Raw genomic sequence first — 12,416 nt, forward strand, 5'->3', positions numbered from 1 at the left:
CCCCGGGTTGTTTTAACTGCTGGTTTAACTGCTGGCTCAACTGCTGGTGCAACTGCTGGCTGGAGATACTCACACGGTCATTTCATCATCCGGCACCGACAATTTATGCGACTCCCGCTCGAGTCGCTCGGCGATGGCGTCTATCCGGTCGAAGTCTGCGTCGGTGGGCGCCCACCGGCCCGCGGCCAGGTCAACGCGCCAGCGGCCCTCGCCGGTCCGGAGGAAGTCGGCGTAACTGCCCCGCAGTGGCGTCCCCTCCTGGACGTAGAGTGCCAAGGCCTCGTTCTCGAGGCCGGGAGGCGCGTCCCCGCTGGACTTTAGGACGCGCCACCACGGCACGCTGCTGCCGTGGTGGCTCATGACCGAACCGACCTGACGGGGGCCGCCGGAACCGAGGAGCTCCGCAACGTCGCCGTAGGCCACTGCGGCACCGGGCGGGATCAACGCCACGAGCTCCAGCACCGCCTCCACATACTCCGTTCGCATCGGTCCAGCCTAGCCGTTCCGGGCTCCGGCACGGGGCGCGGGCGGCGCGCGCGGACGGCGGTCAAGAACTGTCGGAGGCAGCAGGTAGCGTTGACGCATGAGCACCTGGAACAGCCTCCCCCGCGCAGCCTTCGACCTCGAAACCACGGGCCGGAACTCCCGGTCGGCGCGGATCGTCACGGCGTCAGTCACCGTGGTGGATTCCGACGGCGGAGTGATCCACGAGCACGAGTGGCTCGCCGACCCGGGCGTTGAGATTCCCACCGAGGCCAGCGACATCCACGGCATCACCACCGAGCAGGCCCGCCGCGAAGGCCGGCCCGCCGCCGAAGTGACACGCGAACTCGCCGCAGTGCTGCAGGACCTGTTCGACGACGGCGTGCCCGTCATCGCCTTCAACGCCAGCTACGACTTCACTGTGCTCGCGGCCGAGTCGGCGCGCTACGGCGTCCCGCAGTTGACCCGGTTCCCTGTCCTGGACCCGTACATCATGAACAAGCAGGTGGACCGGTACCGCAAGGGCAAACGCACCCTCACGGCCCTGTGTGAGGAATACGGCGTCAGCCTGGACAACGCCCACACCTCAGCCGCCGACGCCTTGGCGACCCTGCGCATGCTCGATGCCATGGCCGGGAAGTTCCCCAAGCTCAGGATGCCGGCGAGCAACCTGCACCAGCTCCAGGTTGAATGGGCCTCCGCCCAGGCCGCGGACTTCCAGAGCTATCTGCGCAAGACGAAGCCGGCCGCCGTCATCGAAGGCGACTGGCCGGTACTGCCCCCGGAAGACGCCAGCCGCGGCGACTTCTAGTCGTCCCGGAGGTTTGGACCGCCTCGATGTCTGAACCCGGCAACTTCTTAAAACCGAACTTCTTAAAACGCAACGTTCGCCGGCAAAAGTCCGCAGAAAAGGCGGGACTAGTCCCCGGCTGCGCGGAATTCCAGCGGTTGCGACGCAACTCACACCGTCCGGCGCGTGGGGCCGCCGCAAACTCCCCCGCCGATGATTCCGCTGCACCCTGCGGCTGCGACCCGGACCGCAGTCAATCCGCAACGATCCTGAAGATCGTGCACCACCCACGCATATTTCCGCCGATTAATTCGGATTCAATGGGCGTCCGCGTCGGATGACACAATTATCTTTCGCGGCGTTTTGCCCCGCCCGGCGCCCAAGCCGGCAGCCGGGAACCCGACGGGTCTCCCCGCGAACCACTGAATTCGGACGAAAGTGATTGCGTGATGAAAAGCAAAGCCTTGAAGTGGCTGACAACCGTTCCTGTGGCCGTGGCCGTGGCCGTTTCCCTTGCGGCGTGCGGCGGCGGGTCGGCGCAGTCAACGGCGTCCTCGACGGATGCCCTCCAGGGCAGCGACCAGAAATCCCTGGACAAATACACGACCAAGGACGTCACGCCCCTGGATAAGATCGACAAGTCCAAGCTCGGCCTCATCAGCGATGGAACACTCACCGTGGGCACGCTCTCGGACGCCCCGCCGAACATCTACATCGACAAGAACGGCAAGTTCACCGGCTACGACAACGAGCTCCTGCGCGCCATCGCGGACAAGCTGGGCCTCAAGGTGGAGTTCAAGGCGACCGGCTTCGCGTCGCTGCTCGCCCAGGTCCAGAACAAGCAGTTCGACCTCGGTTCGTCTTCGATTTCCACCACCGACGCCCGCCGCAAGACCGTGGGCTTCACCAATGGTTACGACTTCGGCTACATGGCAGTGGTGGCCAAGAAAGACTCCAAGATCAAGGGGTTCAAGGACCTGACCAAGGACACCCGCATCGCCGTGGTCCAGGGCACGGTGCAGGATGACTACGTCACCAACACCCTCGGGATCGAGCCCGTCCGCTTCGAGGACTACAACACCGCCTACGCCAACTTGAAGAGTGGACAGGTTGATGCCTGGGTCGCACCGTCCCAGCAGGCCACCGGCCAGGTTAAGGAAGGCGACGGCACGGTCATCGCCGAGTCGGTGGTGAACACCCAGAACTTCACCGCGTACGCCGTGAACAAGGAAAACCAGCCTCTCATTGATGCGCTGAACTCCGGACTCGACGCCGTCATTGCCGACGGCACCTGGTCCAAGCTGACCAAGGAATGGTACCCGGACCGCAAGACCCCGGCGACGTGGTCCCCGGGCTCCAAGGCCGTCACCGTTCCGAAGTCCTAGTCCATGGATGCACTCGATCAACTCGTCAAGACCTTCTTTGACTGGGAGGCGATGGCGGCCGTCCTACCGAACATGATTCGGTTCGGCCTGCCCAACACCCTGATCCTGGCGGTTTCCTCGGGCGTGCTCGGGTGCATCCTGGGCATGGTCCTGGCCGTCATGGGCACGTCCCGCATCACCGCGCTGCGGTGGCTCTCCCGGATCTACACGGACGTGTTCCGCGGCGTCCCGGCGATTGTGGTCATTCTCCTGATCGGCCTCGGGCTCGGACCCGTGGTCCGGATAACGACCGGATCCACGAACCCGTTCCCGCTCGCCATCTTCGCCCTGACCCTCATGGCGGCGGCCTACATCGGCGAGATCTTCCGCTCAGGCATCCAGAGCGTGGAAAAGGGCCAGTTAGAGGCCTCCCGTGCGCTGGGCTTCAGCTATGGCTCGTCCATGCGCCTCGTGGTCATTCCGCAGGGCATCCGGCGGGTGCTCCCGGCCCTGGTCAACCAGTTCATCTCGCTGATCAAGGACTCGTCCCTGATCTACCTGCTGGGCCTGATCGCCAGTCAGCGTGAGATCTTCCGGATCGGTAACGACGCCGCCGCCATCACGGGGAATCTTTCGCCGCTGGTTGCCGCGGCGTTCATGTACCTCATCCTGACCGTTCCGCTGACCCACCTGGTCAACTACATCGACAAGCGCCTGCGCACGGGCCGTCCGGAGAAACAGCAGCCGGACGACGCGGCGGCCCTGATCGGGAAGGGAGCACAGCCATGAGCGAATTCGCCTCCGGCTCGCTGACCGGCAAGAACCTGCACCTGTCCTTCGGCTCCAACCACGTCCTCCGCGGCATCGACCTGCACGTTGAGAAGGGCACCACCGCGTCGGTGATCGGCCCCTCCGGATCGGGCAAGTCCACGCTGCTGCGGGTCATGAACCGCCTGATCGAACCGGACCAGGGCGACATCCTGCTAGATGGCCGCTCGGTCCTGAAGGACAACCCGGACGAGCTGCGCCAGCGGATCGGCATGGTGTTCCAGCAGTTCAACCTGTTCCCGCACAAGACGGTCGTGGACAACGTCTCGCTCGCGCTGCGGAAGCTGCGCAAGCTGCCGGCCGAGCAGGCCCGGGCCGAGGCCCTCGAGCAGCTCGACCTGGTGGGCCTCAAGCACAAGGCCGACGCGCGTCCCGCCAACCTCTCGGGCGGCCAGCAGCAGCGCGTCGCCATTGCCCGCGCCCTGGCCATGAAACCGGAGGTGATGTTCTTCGACGAGGCCACCTCCGCCCTCGACCCGGAGCTCGTCAAGGGTGTGCTGGCGCTGATGGCCGACCTCGCCAAGGGCGGCATGACCATGGTGGTGGTGACCCACGAGATGGGCTTCTCCCGGAACGTCTCGGACACGGTCACGTTCATGGACGGCGGCGTCGTCGTGGAGTCCGGCAAGCCGGAACAGATCTTCACGAGTCCGCGGACCGAACGCCTCCAGAGCTTCCTCTCCGACGTTCTTTAGTCCACCGTTCTCTAGTTCACCGTTCTTTAGTTCAGCGTTCTCTAGCTCACCGGCTGCAATGCCGGCTTAACCGACTGATGGCACCCGCCGCTGCGGGTGCCATCAGTCGTTTAACGTTGCGGTGCGGCTACGCCTTCGCGGCTGCGGCCGCTTTCGCCGCGGCCGGCAGGGCGTCGAAGATCCGGTTCATCGCGGCGTCGTCGTGCGCGGCCGAGAGGAACCAGGCCTCGAAGACCGACGGCGGCAGGTAGACCCCCGAGTCCAGCATGGAGTGGAAGAACGGTGCGTAGCGGAACACTTCCTGGCCCTGGGCGTCGTCGTAGTTGTGGACACCGCGGGCGGACGTGCCGAACGCCACGGAGAACAGGTTGCCGGCGCGCTGGATGGAGTGGTCCACGCCGGCTGCGTCGAGGGCAGAGGACAGCGCCGCGGAAAGCTCCAGGGACCGGGCGTCCACGAACGAATAGACCTTGGGGGTCGCGTGGGTCAGAGTGGCGACGCCGGCGGCCATGGCCACCGGGTTCCCGGAGAGGGTGCCGGCCTGGTAGACGGGCCCCAGGGGCGCGAGGTAGTCCATGACGTCGGCGCGGCCGCCGAGGGCCGCCGTCGGCATCCCGCCGCCGATCACCTTTCCAAAGGTCAGCAGGTCCGGGACCCACGGTTCGGCGGCGTCGGCGGCACCGCCGGTCAGGCCCCAGTAGCCGGAGTAGCCGGTGCGGAACCCGGTCAGGACTTCATCGAGGATCAGCAGGGCACCGTGCTCGCGTGTGATCCGGGACAGGCCCGCGTTGAAGCCCTCGCCGGGGGTGACGACGCCCATGTTGGCGGGCGCGGCCTCGGTGATGACGGCGGCGATGCTGTCACCGTGCTTGGCGAACGCGGCTTCCACGGCGTCGAGGTCGTTGTACGGCAGGACGAGGGTTTCGGCGGCGGTGGCGGCCGTGACGCCGGCCGAGCCGGGCAATGCGAGGGTTGCCAGGCCCGAGCCCGCGGCGGCCAGGAGGCCGTCGAGGTGGCCGTGGTAGCAGCCGGCGAACTTGATGACGAGGTTCCGGCCGGTGAAGCCGCGGGCCAGCCGGATGGCGGTCATGGTGGCTTCGGTGCCGGTCGAGACCATCCGGACGCGTTCGGCGGCCGGCACGCGCTCCTTGACGATCGCGGCGAGGTTGGCCTCGTCCGGCGTCGATGCGCCGAAAGACAGGCCACGGTCGACGGCGGCGTGCACCGCCGCGATGACCTCGGGGTGGGCGTGTCCGAGCAGTGCCGGGCCCCAGGAGCAGACGAGGTCGACGTAGTCGGCGCCGTCGGCGTCGGTCAGGTAGGCGCCCTTGGCGGAGACCATGAACCGCGGCGTCCCGCCCACGGAGCCGAAGGCTCGCACGGGCGAGTTCACGCCGCCCGGCATCAGCTGGCGGGCGCGGTCAAAGAGTTCCTCGTTGCGAGGCATGCTGGAAGTCATGGTTCCTATTCTTTCAGTTATGCGGCCGGTCAGTGTCCGGCGGGCTTGGCCAGCAGCGCTGCCACGCGGGGTGCCACTTCGGTGCCGAACAGTTCGATGGAGCGCATCATGGCCGCATGCGGCAGGGTGCCGTTGCTGTACTTGAGATCAAAGCGGTCCACGCCCAGGTTCTTCTTCAACAGGGCGATCTTCGCGGCCACCGTCTCCGGAGACCCGACATAGAGCGCCCCCTCTGCCGTGCACATGGCGTCAAACTCGGCCCGGCTGCCCGGACCCCAGCCCCGCTCGGCGCCCAGCCGGTTGCGCATGGCGATCCAGTGCGGGAAGAACTCCTCCCGGGCTTCCTCGTCCGTGGCGGCAACGTGGCCGGGTGAATGGGTGGCCACCTGCTGCATGGGGTGACCGTATTTGGCCATGGCCTCGCGATAGAGACCGGCCAGCGGGGCAAAGGACCGTGGCTGGCCGCCGATGATCGCGAAGATGATGGGGTAGCCGTACTCGGCGCAGCGCAGCACCGACTCCGGGGTCCCTCCGACGCCGATCCAGGTGGGCAGGAGGTGGTGCTCCAACGGCGGATAGACGCTCAGGCCGCTGATGCCCGGCCGGGTGCGGCCCTCCCAGTGGACGGGTTCCTGCGCCCGGACCTTGTCGAAGAGCTCGAGCTTTTCCTCGAAGAGGACCTCGTAGTCGGCCAGGTCGAGGCCGAACAGCGGGAAGGATTCGATGAACGAGCCGCGGCCCAGCATGACTTCCGCTCGGCCGCTGGAGATGGCGTCCACGGTGGCAAAGCGCTGGAAGACCCGGATCGGGTCATCGGAACTGAGCACCGTCACGGCGGAACCGAGCCGGATGTGCTTGGTCCGGGCGGCCGCGGCGGCCAGAAACACTTCCGGGGCGGAGACCGCGAAGTCGCGGCGGTGGTGCTCCCCCACCGCGAAGGCGTGCAGGCCGACCTCGTCGGCCAGCTCAGCCTGTTCCAGGAGCTGCCGGAGGACCTGGGCGTGCGGGACGGGATGGCCGTCGGGGAAGACGCCGACGTCACCGAACGTGTTCAGTCCAAGGAGGATGCGGCCCGGCCCGACCGGTTCCGTGGGTGTGGAAACGGCCGACGGGGTGCGGGGCTCAGCAGCCGTGTTCACCGGGATTCCTCGAGCCAGCCGGCGAGTTCGCTCGCCCAGTAGGTCAGCACCATGTTGGCGCCGGCGCGCTTGATGCCCAGCACGGATTCGGTGATGGCGGCCCGGCGGTCGATCCAGCCGTTCGCGGCGGCGGCCTCGATCATCGAGTACTCGCCGGAAATCTGGTAGGCGGCCACCGGGACCGGGCTCATGGCGGCGACGTCGGCAAGGATGTCCAGGTAGCTCATGGCCGGTTTGACCATGACCATGTCGGCGCCTTCGGCCAGGTCCAAGTCCACCTCGAGGATGGCTTCCCGGCGGTTCGCGGCGTCCATCTGGTACGTGCGGCGGTCGCCGGTCAGCTGCGAGTCGACGGCCTCGCGGAAAGGTCCGTAAAACGCGGAGGCGTACTTCGCGGCGTAGGCCACCACGGCGGTGTTGGCGTGCCCGGCATCCTCCAGGGCCTGCCGGATCACGGCGATCTGGCCGTCCATCATGCCGGACGGCCCCAGGACGTGCGCACCGGCGTCGGCCTGGGCCACGGCCATCTGTCCGTATATCTCCAGGGTCGCGTCGTTATCCACGTAGCCGTTGGCGTCCAGGACGCCGCAGTGGCCGTGATCGGTGAACTCGTCCAGGCACACGTCGCTCATGACCACCAGCTCGTCGCCTACCTCGGCGCGGACGTCCCTGATGGCCTTGTTCAGCACACCGTCGGGGTCCAGGGAGGCGGTGCCCCGCGCATCCCGGACAGCGGGGATGCCGAACAGCATGATGCCGCCGACGCCCAGCTCTACAGCCTCGGCCGCGGCGCGTTTGAGCGAGTCGGTGGTGTGCTGCTGCACGCCAGGCATCGAGGCAATCGGACTGGGCTCGCTCAAGCCCTCACGGATGAAGGCGGGAAGAATCAGCTCGGCGGCGGCGAGCCGGTGCTCAGCGGTCAGCCGCCGCATGGCGGGCGTGGTGCGGAGCCGGCGCGGCCGGTGGGTGGGAAAGCTCATGTGTTGTCCTTCGCTTGATGCTCTGCTGGGAAACGATCTGCTGGTGACAGCCCTGCCGGGGCGGCGGCGGGGGGCTGCTGCGGCGGCTGCCGCGGCTGCTGTGATGATTGAGAACGGACGACGGCGGCGACGAGGCCCGACGCGGTTGGCGCCTCCGCGACGGCCGCGACGGTGAGTCCCAGCACCGCCGCTTCCGCCGCCGTCGAACGCCCGATCGCGACGAACCGGCACGCACCGAGCGGGGCGAGTTCCGCGTTGAGGCGGCGCGCCGCACTCGGGGACGCGGCAACGACGGCGCCGAGCCGGCCGGCGAGGACCTCGCGTTTCGCTTCGGCCGCTGTCAGGACGCCGGCCGGCTGCCCGCCGTCGGCGTCGGCCACTTGCGGCCCGGCGGGCGGCAGGCCCAGGCGGGGATCGGCCGGGTAGTCCACGGTCCGGTAGGCGGTCACGGCCTGCACCGAGGCCCCAAGGCGTTCCAGTCCGCGGCGGAGGCGGGGGTCGGCGATGTCCGCCTGCGGCAGGAGTACGCTGCCGCGGCCTTCGGGCCAGACGCCGAGCAGGCCGGCCCCGGATTGCGATGCCGTGGGCGCGAGGTCCACGCTGATTCCCCGGGACTCAAGGATCTGCCGCGTGGCGGGGCCGATCGTGGCTACCTGGACGTGGCCGGGCAGCCACGCGGCGAGGCTGGAGCCCCGTTCGGCGGCCTTGGCCTCGAGCACCTGAACGGTGGTGGCGCTGCTGATGACGAGCCAGTTGTAGGCGCCGGCGCCGAGGGCGTCGAAGGCGACGTCCAGGGAATGCTGGTCGCGTGCCACCTCGAAGTCGATGAGAGGCAGCAGGAGCGGCTCGGCGCCCAGGCGGCGCAGGGCCGCGACGAGGTCGCCGGCACGGTCCGGGCTGCGGGCGATCAGAATCCGGGCGCCTTCAAGCGCCCCGCTGGCGTAGCCTGCGTGTGCGTTGGTGCCCTCGTTGCTGGCGCTGTCCCGTTCCATGTGCGCTGGATCCCCCGGTTCAGGAAGCGGTCAGGTCCGCGATGTCGGCGGCGCCGCGGGCCAGCAGGGCCTCGGCCAGTTCGATTCCCAGCAAGGTCGCCCCGACCTCGGTCAGCCCATCGGTTGCCTTCTGGTCCCGGACACTGGCCGTGCCGTCAACGGCGCACACCACGGCGTCGAGGTGCAGCATGCTTCCCTTGCGGTAGGCATAGGCACCCACCGGCGCGGCACAGCCTGCCTCCAGGCGGGCCAGGAGCGCCCGTTCGGCGGTGACGGCAAGCCTTGTATCGGGATCGTCGAGGGCTGCGAGGGCTTGGGCGAGGACGCCCTGGGACCCTTCCGTGGACCCGGCCCGGCGCGGCGCGTCGGCGGCGCGGCACTCGATCGCCAGGGCTCCCTGGCCGGCGGCGGGAAGCATGATGTCGGTCTCGAGATACTCGCTAACGGCGTCCAGACGGCCGATCCGGTGCAGGCCGGCGGCGGCCAGGACGACGGCGTCGAGGTCGCAGGACTTGCCGTCGACGACGGCGTCGGTCGTGTTGCCGGCGATCCCGGGGACGCGTCCGAGCCGGGTATCGACGTTGCCGCGGATGTCCCGGATGTCCAGGTCCGGCCGGACGGCACGCAGCTGTGCCGCGCGGCGCGGAGAACCGGTGCCCACGCTGGCGCCGGCGGGCAGGTCGGCCAGCTTGAACCCGTCCCGGGCGCAGAGCACATCACGGACGTCGACGCGTTTGGGCGTCGCCGCGAGGGTCAGTCCGAGGGCCGGCCCGGTGGGCAGATCCTTGAGCGAATGCACGGCGACATCGCAGGCGTCGCGCAGCAGCGCATCGCGCAGGGCCGCAACGAACACCCCGGTGCCTCCCATTTGGGACAGCGAGCCGGTCAGGACATCGCCGTCGGTCCTGATGTGGACAAGCTCCACCGGGAATCCGCCGACGGCGGCCAGCTGGTCCGCGGTCTGCTGGGTCTGGGTCAGGGCCAGCTTACTGGCCCGGGTTCCGATCCGGACGGTCACGGCGTTGCCTGACCAGCCGCCGGGGCCGCCATATCCGCGGCCGCGGGTGCTGCGGCCGGGTAGGGATCATGGCCTGTCCCGACGGTCGTGTCGGCGCCCGCGATGGTAGGCTTTTCGCCGCGGAAGTTCGCGCAGCAGCCCGGCCGGCAGACGTCGTACCAGGGTCCGAGGCCGGTCAGGTGCGGCCGGTCTGCGATGTTGTTCGCCGTGGTCCGCTCGCTGATCAGGTCCACGATTCCGGCCACGAACTTCCGGTGGGTTCCCGGCGTGGGGACGCGGGTCGCGGCGAGGCCGAGTGTGCCGCAGGTCTCCAGCGCCTCGGTGTCGAGATCCCAGACGACTTCCATGTGGTCGCTGACGAAGCCCAGGGGCACGATCACGACGCCCTTGACGCCCTGGCCGGCGAGGTCCTCGATGGCGTCGTTAATGTCGGGTTCGAGCCACGGCACATGCGGGGCGCCGGAACGGGACTGGTAAACGAGGGACCACGGGGCCGTCAGGCCGGACTCGGCTTCAACCCGGCGGATGACCTCGGTTCCGGTGGCAAGGTGCTGGGCCACGTAGGCGGAGTCTTGTTCGAAGTGGCGGGATTCGCCCTCTGAGCGGCCTGCGGCTTCGGCGTCGCGGGTGGGGATGGAGTGGGTGGCAAAGAGGATGTGCACCGGGGCGTCGGGCGTGCCGGCGGCGGCGAGCTGGGCGCGGACGTCGGCCAGACCGGCAGCGGTGCCCTCGACGAACGGTTCGACGAAGCCCGGGTGGTCAAAGTACTGGCGCACCTTGTCCACTTCGAGTTTTCCGTCCAGCCCGGTTTCGGTCAGGGCCATGCCGATGTCCTCGCGGTACTGGCGGCAGCTGGAGTAGCACGAGTAGGCGCTCGTGGTGACCATGAGGACCTTGCGGTGCCCGGCGTCGTACATGTCCTTGAGCGTCTGCGGGATGTAGGGGTCCCAATTGCGGTTGCCCCAGAAGACCGGCAGATCGATGCCGCGGCCGGTGAGCTCGGCTTCCATGGCGGCCTTGAGCGCGCGGTTCTGCTGGTTGATGGGGCTGATGCCGCCATTGGCGCGGTAGTGGTGCGAGACCTCTTCAAGCCGCTCGTCCGGGATGCCGCGGCCCCGGGTGACATTGCGGAGGAACGGGATGACGTCCTCCTGGCCTTCCGGGCCGCCGAACGAGGCCAGGAGAACGGCGTCGTAATCCTTGGGGGCCATCCGGCCGGCCTCGGTAGCGGGGTTCACTGCGGTCACCGCCGTGGCGGTCTCCTGTGGATCCAGCGGGCTCATGCAAGGACCTCGGCGATCTCGGCGGCGCTGACGCGGCGGCCGGTGTAGAAGGGGACTTCCTCGCGGACGTGGTGGCGGGCGTCGGTGGCGCGCAGGTGCCGCATCAGGTCAACGAGGTCCACGAGTTCGGGCGCCTCGAGGGCGAGGATCCATTCCCAGTCGCCGAGGGCGAAGGAGGAAACGGTGTTGGAGATGACCTGCGGGAAGTCCCGGCCCAGGAGGCCGTGGTCGCGGAGCATGGCGCCGCGCTCGGCGTCCGGCAGGAGGTACCACTCGTAGGAGCGGACGAACGGGTAGACGCAGAGCCACTCCGCCGGTTCGACGCCGCGGGAGAACGCGGGCGTGTGGTTCTTGGCGAATTCCGCTTCGCGGTGGACGCCCATGGCGGACCAGGCGATCTCGGTGCCGGTGAAGAGCTTGCTGCGGCGGATGCTCCGGACCGCCCGCTGCAGGTCCTCGGGCTTCGGTCCGTGGAGCCAGATCATGATGTCCGCGTCCGCGCGCATGGCGGAAACGTCGTAGCTGCCGCGGTGGACCACGCCGGATTCGGCGAGACCAGCCACGAGGGACTCGAAGTCCCCCGCCGCGTCCGCGTCGCGGAGGACGTCTGCGGACCGCTTGAAAACAGTCCAGAGGGTGAAGTACTGCTCGGTTGAATTGTCGGGCGCCGACGCCCCGGCGACTGATGCTCCGGGGACTGGCATTCCGGTTTTAGTGACAGATTCGGCAGAAGTGTGGCTCATGGTTACCAGTCTGCCCCCTCTCCCCGGCTAAGTCGAAAAAAAGCACTTCTACAACGCGTAGAAGTGCTTTATTTCACATGCCGCCGCTCCAGCGGTGGCGATGCCCAGGAAGCCGGACCGCTGGCGGGTCAGCTCTTCCGCAGGCGCACATAGGCGGCCCCGGCGCCGAGGGACAACGCCACCAGGCTGATCCCCCAGCCGATGAGCGGGGACGGCCCTTCGGGTCCCACCGACGAGGTAGCCTCCAGGGAGGTGCCCCCCGCATGCCCCCTGGCCGCCGGCGCCGTTGTCGGGACGGCGCTGGTCGAGCCGGCCGGTGATGGCTGCGGCTCTGCAGATTTCGACGGCGACGCACTGTGCGGCGCCGGCGCGGCGGCCCGGCTTCCGGCCGCCGCGGCTCCGGACTGGGACCCGGCGACCGTGCCGGCACCGGCGACCGCAGCCACCTGGCCGGGGGCCTGCGCGGCCGGGGAAGCCCCCGCTGCGACTCCCGCGGCCGGTGCGGTGAGCGCAGCGCCCGGCGCCGGCGGCCCGGCCGGCGGGGCAACGGTAGCGCTGGGAGTCCCGGAGGGCGGAGTGCTGGTGCGCGGGGCCGTGGGCTGGGGATTGCTGGGCGCCTTGGTGCTGGGCTGAGGGCTGCTG

13 protein-coding genes are annotated in these 12,416 nt (G+C 68.7%); 5 read left to right on the forward strand and 8 right to left on the reverse strand.

Annotated elements, in window-relative coordinates:
• Positions 1-69: 69 nt before the first annotated feature.
• Positions 70-486 carry an MGMT family protein gene (locus tag AB4Y72_RS11770; protein ID WP_441426337.1) on the reverse strand — a complete coding sequence of 139 codons (417 nt, stop codon included), beginning with the start codon at positions 484-486 and terminating at the stop codon, positions 70-72.
• A 97-nt stretch (positions 487-583) separates the two neighbouring features.
• Between AB4Y72_RS11770 and AB4Y72_RS11775 the strand changes: the two genes are divergently transcribed.
• The 4 genes from AB4Y72_RS11775 (at position 584) to AB4Y72_RS11790 (ending at position 4,160) form a co-directional block, all read left to right on the forward strand.
• Complete coding sequence (locus AB4Y72_RS11775) at positions 584-1,294, forward strand: 3'-5' exonuclease (RefSeq protein ID WP_441426338.1); 711 nt, start codon at positions 584-586, stop codon at positions 1,292-1,294.
• A 428-nt stretch (positions 1,295-1,722) separates the two neighbouring features.
• Positions 1,723-2,658 (forward strand): ABC transporter substrate-binding protein, encoded by a 936-nt coding sequence (locus AB4Y72_RS11780; protein WP_441426414.1) that lies wholly within the window; start codon positions 1,723-1,725, stop codon positions 2,656-2,658.
• 3 nt (positions 2,659-2,661) lie between these two features.
• Complete coding sequence (locus tag AB4Y72_RS11785; protein WP_441426339.1) at positions 2,662-3,426, forward strand: amino acid ABC transporter permease; 765 nt, start codon at positions 2,662-2,664, stop codon at positions 3,424-3,426.
• Positions 3,423-4,160 carry an amino acid ABC transporter ATP-binding protein gene (locus AB4Y72_RS11790; RefSeq protein WP_441426340.1) on the forward strand — a complete coding sequence of 246 codons (738 nt, stop codon included), beginning with the start codon at positions 3,423-3,425 and terminating at the stop codon, positions 4,158-4,160. The genes AB4Y72_RS11785 and AB4Y72_RS11790 overlap by 4 nt, the downstream gene beginning before the upstream one ends.
• 127 nt (positions 4,161-4,287) lie before the next feature.
• Here the strand turns inward: AB4Y72_RS11790 and hemL are convergent, their stop codons facing one another.
• The 7 genes from hemL to hemQ are packed head-to-tail and all read right to left on the reverse strand — an operon-like array spanning position 4,288 to position 11,774.
• Entirely contained in the window at positions 4,288-5,619 is a 1,332-nt protein-coding gene (gene hemL, locus AB4Y72_RS11795; RefSeq protein ID WP_441426341.1) for a glutamate-1-semialdehyde 2,1-aminomutase, read from the reverse strand.
• 29 nt (positions 5,620-5,648) lie between these two features.
• Positions 5,649-6,758, reverse strand: coding sequence for an LLM class flavin-dependent oxidoreductase (locus AB4Y72_RS11800; RefSeq protein WP_441426342.1), 1,110 nt, complete (start codon positions 6,756-6,758; stop codon positions 5,649-5,651).
• A complete protein-coding gene (gene hemB, locus AB4Y72_RS11805; RefSeq protein WP_441426343.1) occupies positions 6,755-7,738 on the reverse strand; it encodes a porphobilinogen synthase in 984 nt (327 codons plus the stop codon). Before hemB ends, AB4Y72_RS11800 begins: the two co-directional genes overlap by 4 nt.
• Positions 7,735-8,730 (reverse strand): uroporphyrinogen-III synthase, encoded by a 996-nt coding sequence (locus AB4Y72_RS11810; protein ID WP_441426344.1) that lies wholly within the window; start codon positions 8,728-8,730, stop codon positions 7,735-7,737. Before AB4Y72_RS11810 ends, hemB begins: the two co-directional genes overlap by 4 nt.
• Positions 8,731-8,749: 19 nt before the next feature.
• Entirely contained in the window at positions 8,750-9,748 is a 999-nt protein-coding gene (gene hemC, locus AB4Y72_RS11815; RefSeq protein WP_441426345.1) for a hydroxymethylbilane synthase, read from the reverse strand.
• Entirely contained in the window at positions 9,745-11,031 is a 1,287-nt protein-coding gene (locus AB4Y72_RS11820) for a ferrochelatase (RefSeq protein WP_441426346.1), read from the reverse strand. The genes hemC and AB4Y72_RS11820 overlap by 4 nt, the downstream gene beginning before the upstream one ends.
• The gene (hemQ, locus tag AB4Y72_RS11825) at positions 11,028-11,774 is read right to left on the reverse strand and encodes a hydrogen peroxide-dependent heme synthase (protein ID WP_441426347.1); all 747 of its coding nucleotides are present in this window, start codon (positions 11,772-11,774) and stop codon (positions 11,028-11,030) included. The genes AB4Y72_RS11820 and hemQ overlap by 4 nt, the downstream gene beginning before the upstream one ends.
• Before the next feature lie 252 nt (positions 11,775-12,026).
• Between hemQ and AB4Y72_RS11830 the strand changes: the two genes are divergently transcribed.
• Positions 12,027-12,407: a hypothetical protein gene (locus AB4Y72_RS11830; protein WP_441426348.1), complete on the forward strand. Its 381-nt coding sequence runs from the start codon at positions 12,027-12,029 to the stop codon at positions 12,405-12,407.
• Positions 12,408-12,416: the final 9 nt, after the last annotated feature.

Origin of the sequence: Arthrobacter sp. YAF34 (genome assembly GCF_052113245.1) — a bacterium.
Lineage (GTDB): Bacteria > Actinomycetota > Actinomycetes > Actinomycetales > Micrococcaceae > Arthrobacter.

Excerpts from the sequence above, each read along its gene's own strand:
- AB4Y72_RS11770 (WP_441426337.1), bottom strand. The coding sequence starts at position 486 with ATGCGAACGGAGTATGTGGAGGCGGTGCTGGAGCTCGTGGCGTTGATC.
- AB4Y72_RS11775 (WP_441426338.1), top strand. The coding sequence starts at position 584 with ATGAGCACCTGGAACAGCCTCCCCCGCGCAGCCTTCGACCTCGAAACC.
- AB4Y72_RS11780 (WP_441426414.1), top strand. The coding sequence starts at position 1,723 with ATGAAAAGCAAAGCCTTGAAGTGGCTGACAACCGTTCCTGTGGCCGTG.
- AB4Y72_RS11785 (WP_441426339.1), top strand. The coding sequence starts at position 2,662 with ATGGATGCACTCGATCAACTCGTCAAGACCTTCTTTGACTGGGAGGCG.
- AB4Y72_RS11790 (WP_441426340.1), top strand. The coding sequence starts at position 3,423 with ATGAGCGAATTCGCCTCCGGCTCGCTGACCGGCAAGAACCTGCACCTG.
- hemL (WP_441426341.1), bottom strand. The coding sequence starts at position 5,619 with ATGACTTCCAGCATGCCTCGCAACGAGGAACTCTTTGACCGCGCCCGC.
- hemB (WP_441426343.1), bottom strand. The coding sequence starts at position 7,738 with ATGAGCTTTCCCACCCACCGGCCGCGCCGGCTCCGCACCACGCCCGCC.
- AB4Y72_RS11810 (WP_441426344.1), bottom strand. The coding sequence starts at position 8,730 with ATGGAACGGGACAGCGCCAGCAACGAGGGCACCAACGCACACGCAGGC.
- AB4Y72_RS11820 (WP_441426346.1), bottom strand. The coding sequence starts at position 11,031 with ATGAGCCCGCTGGATCCACAGGAGACCGCCACGGCGGTGACCGCAGTG.
- hemQ (WP_441426347.1), bottom strand. The coding sequence starts at position 11,774 with ATGAGCCACACTTCTGCCGAATCTGTCACTAAAACCGGAATGCCAGTC.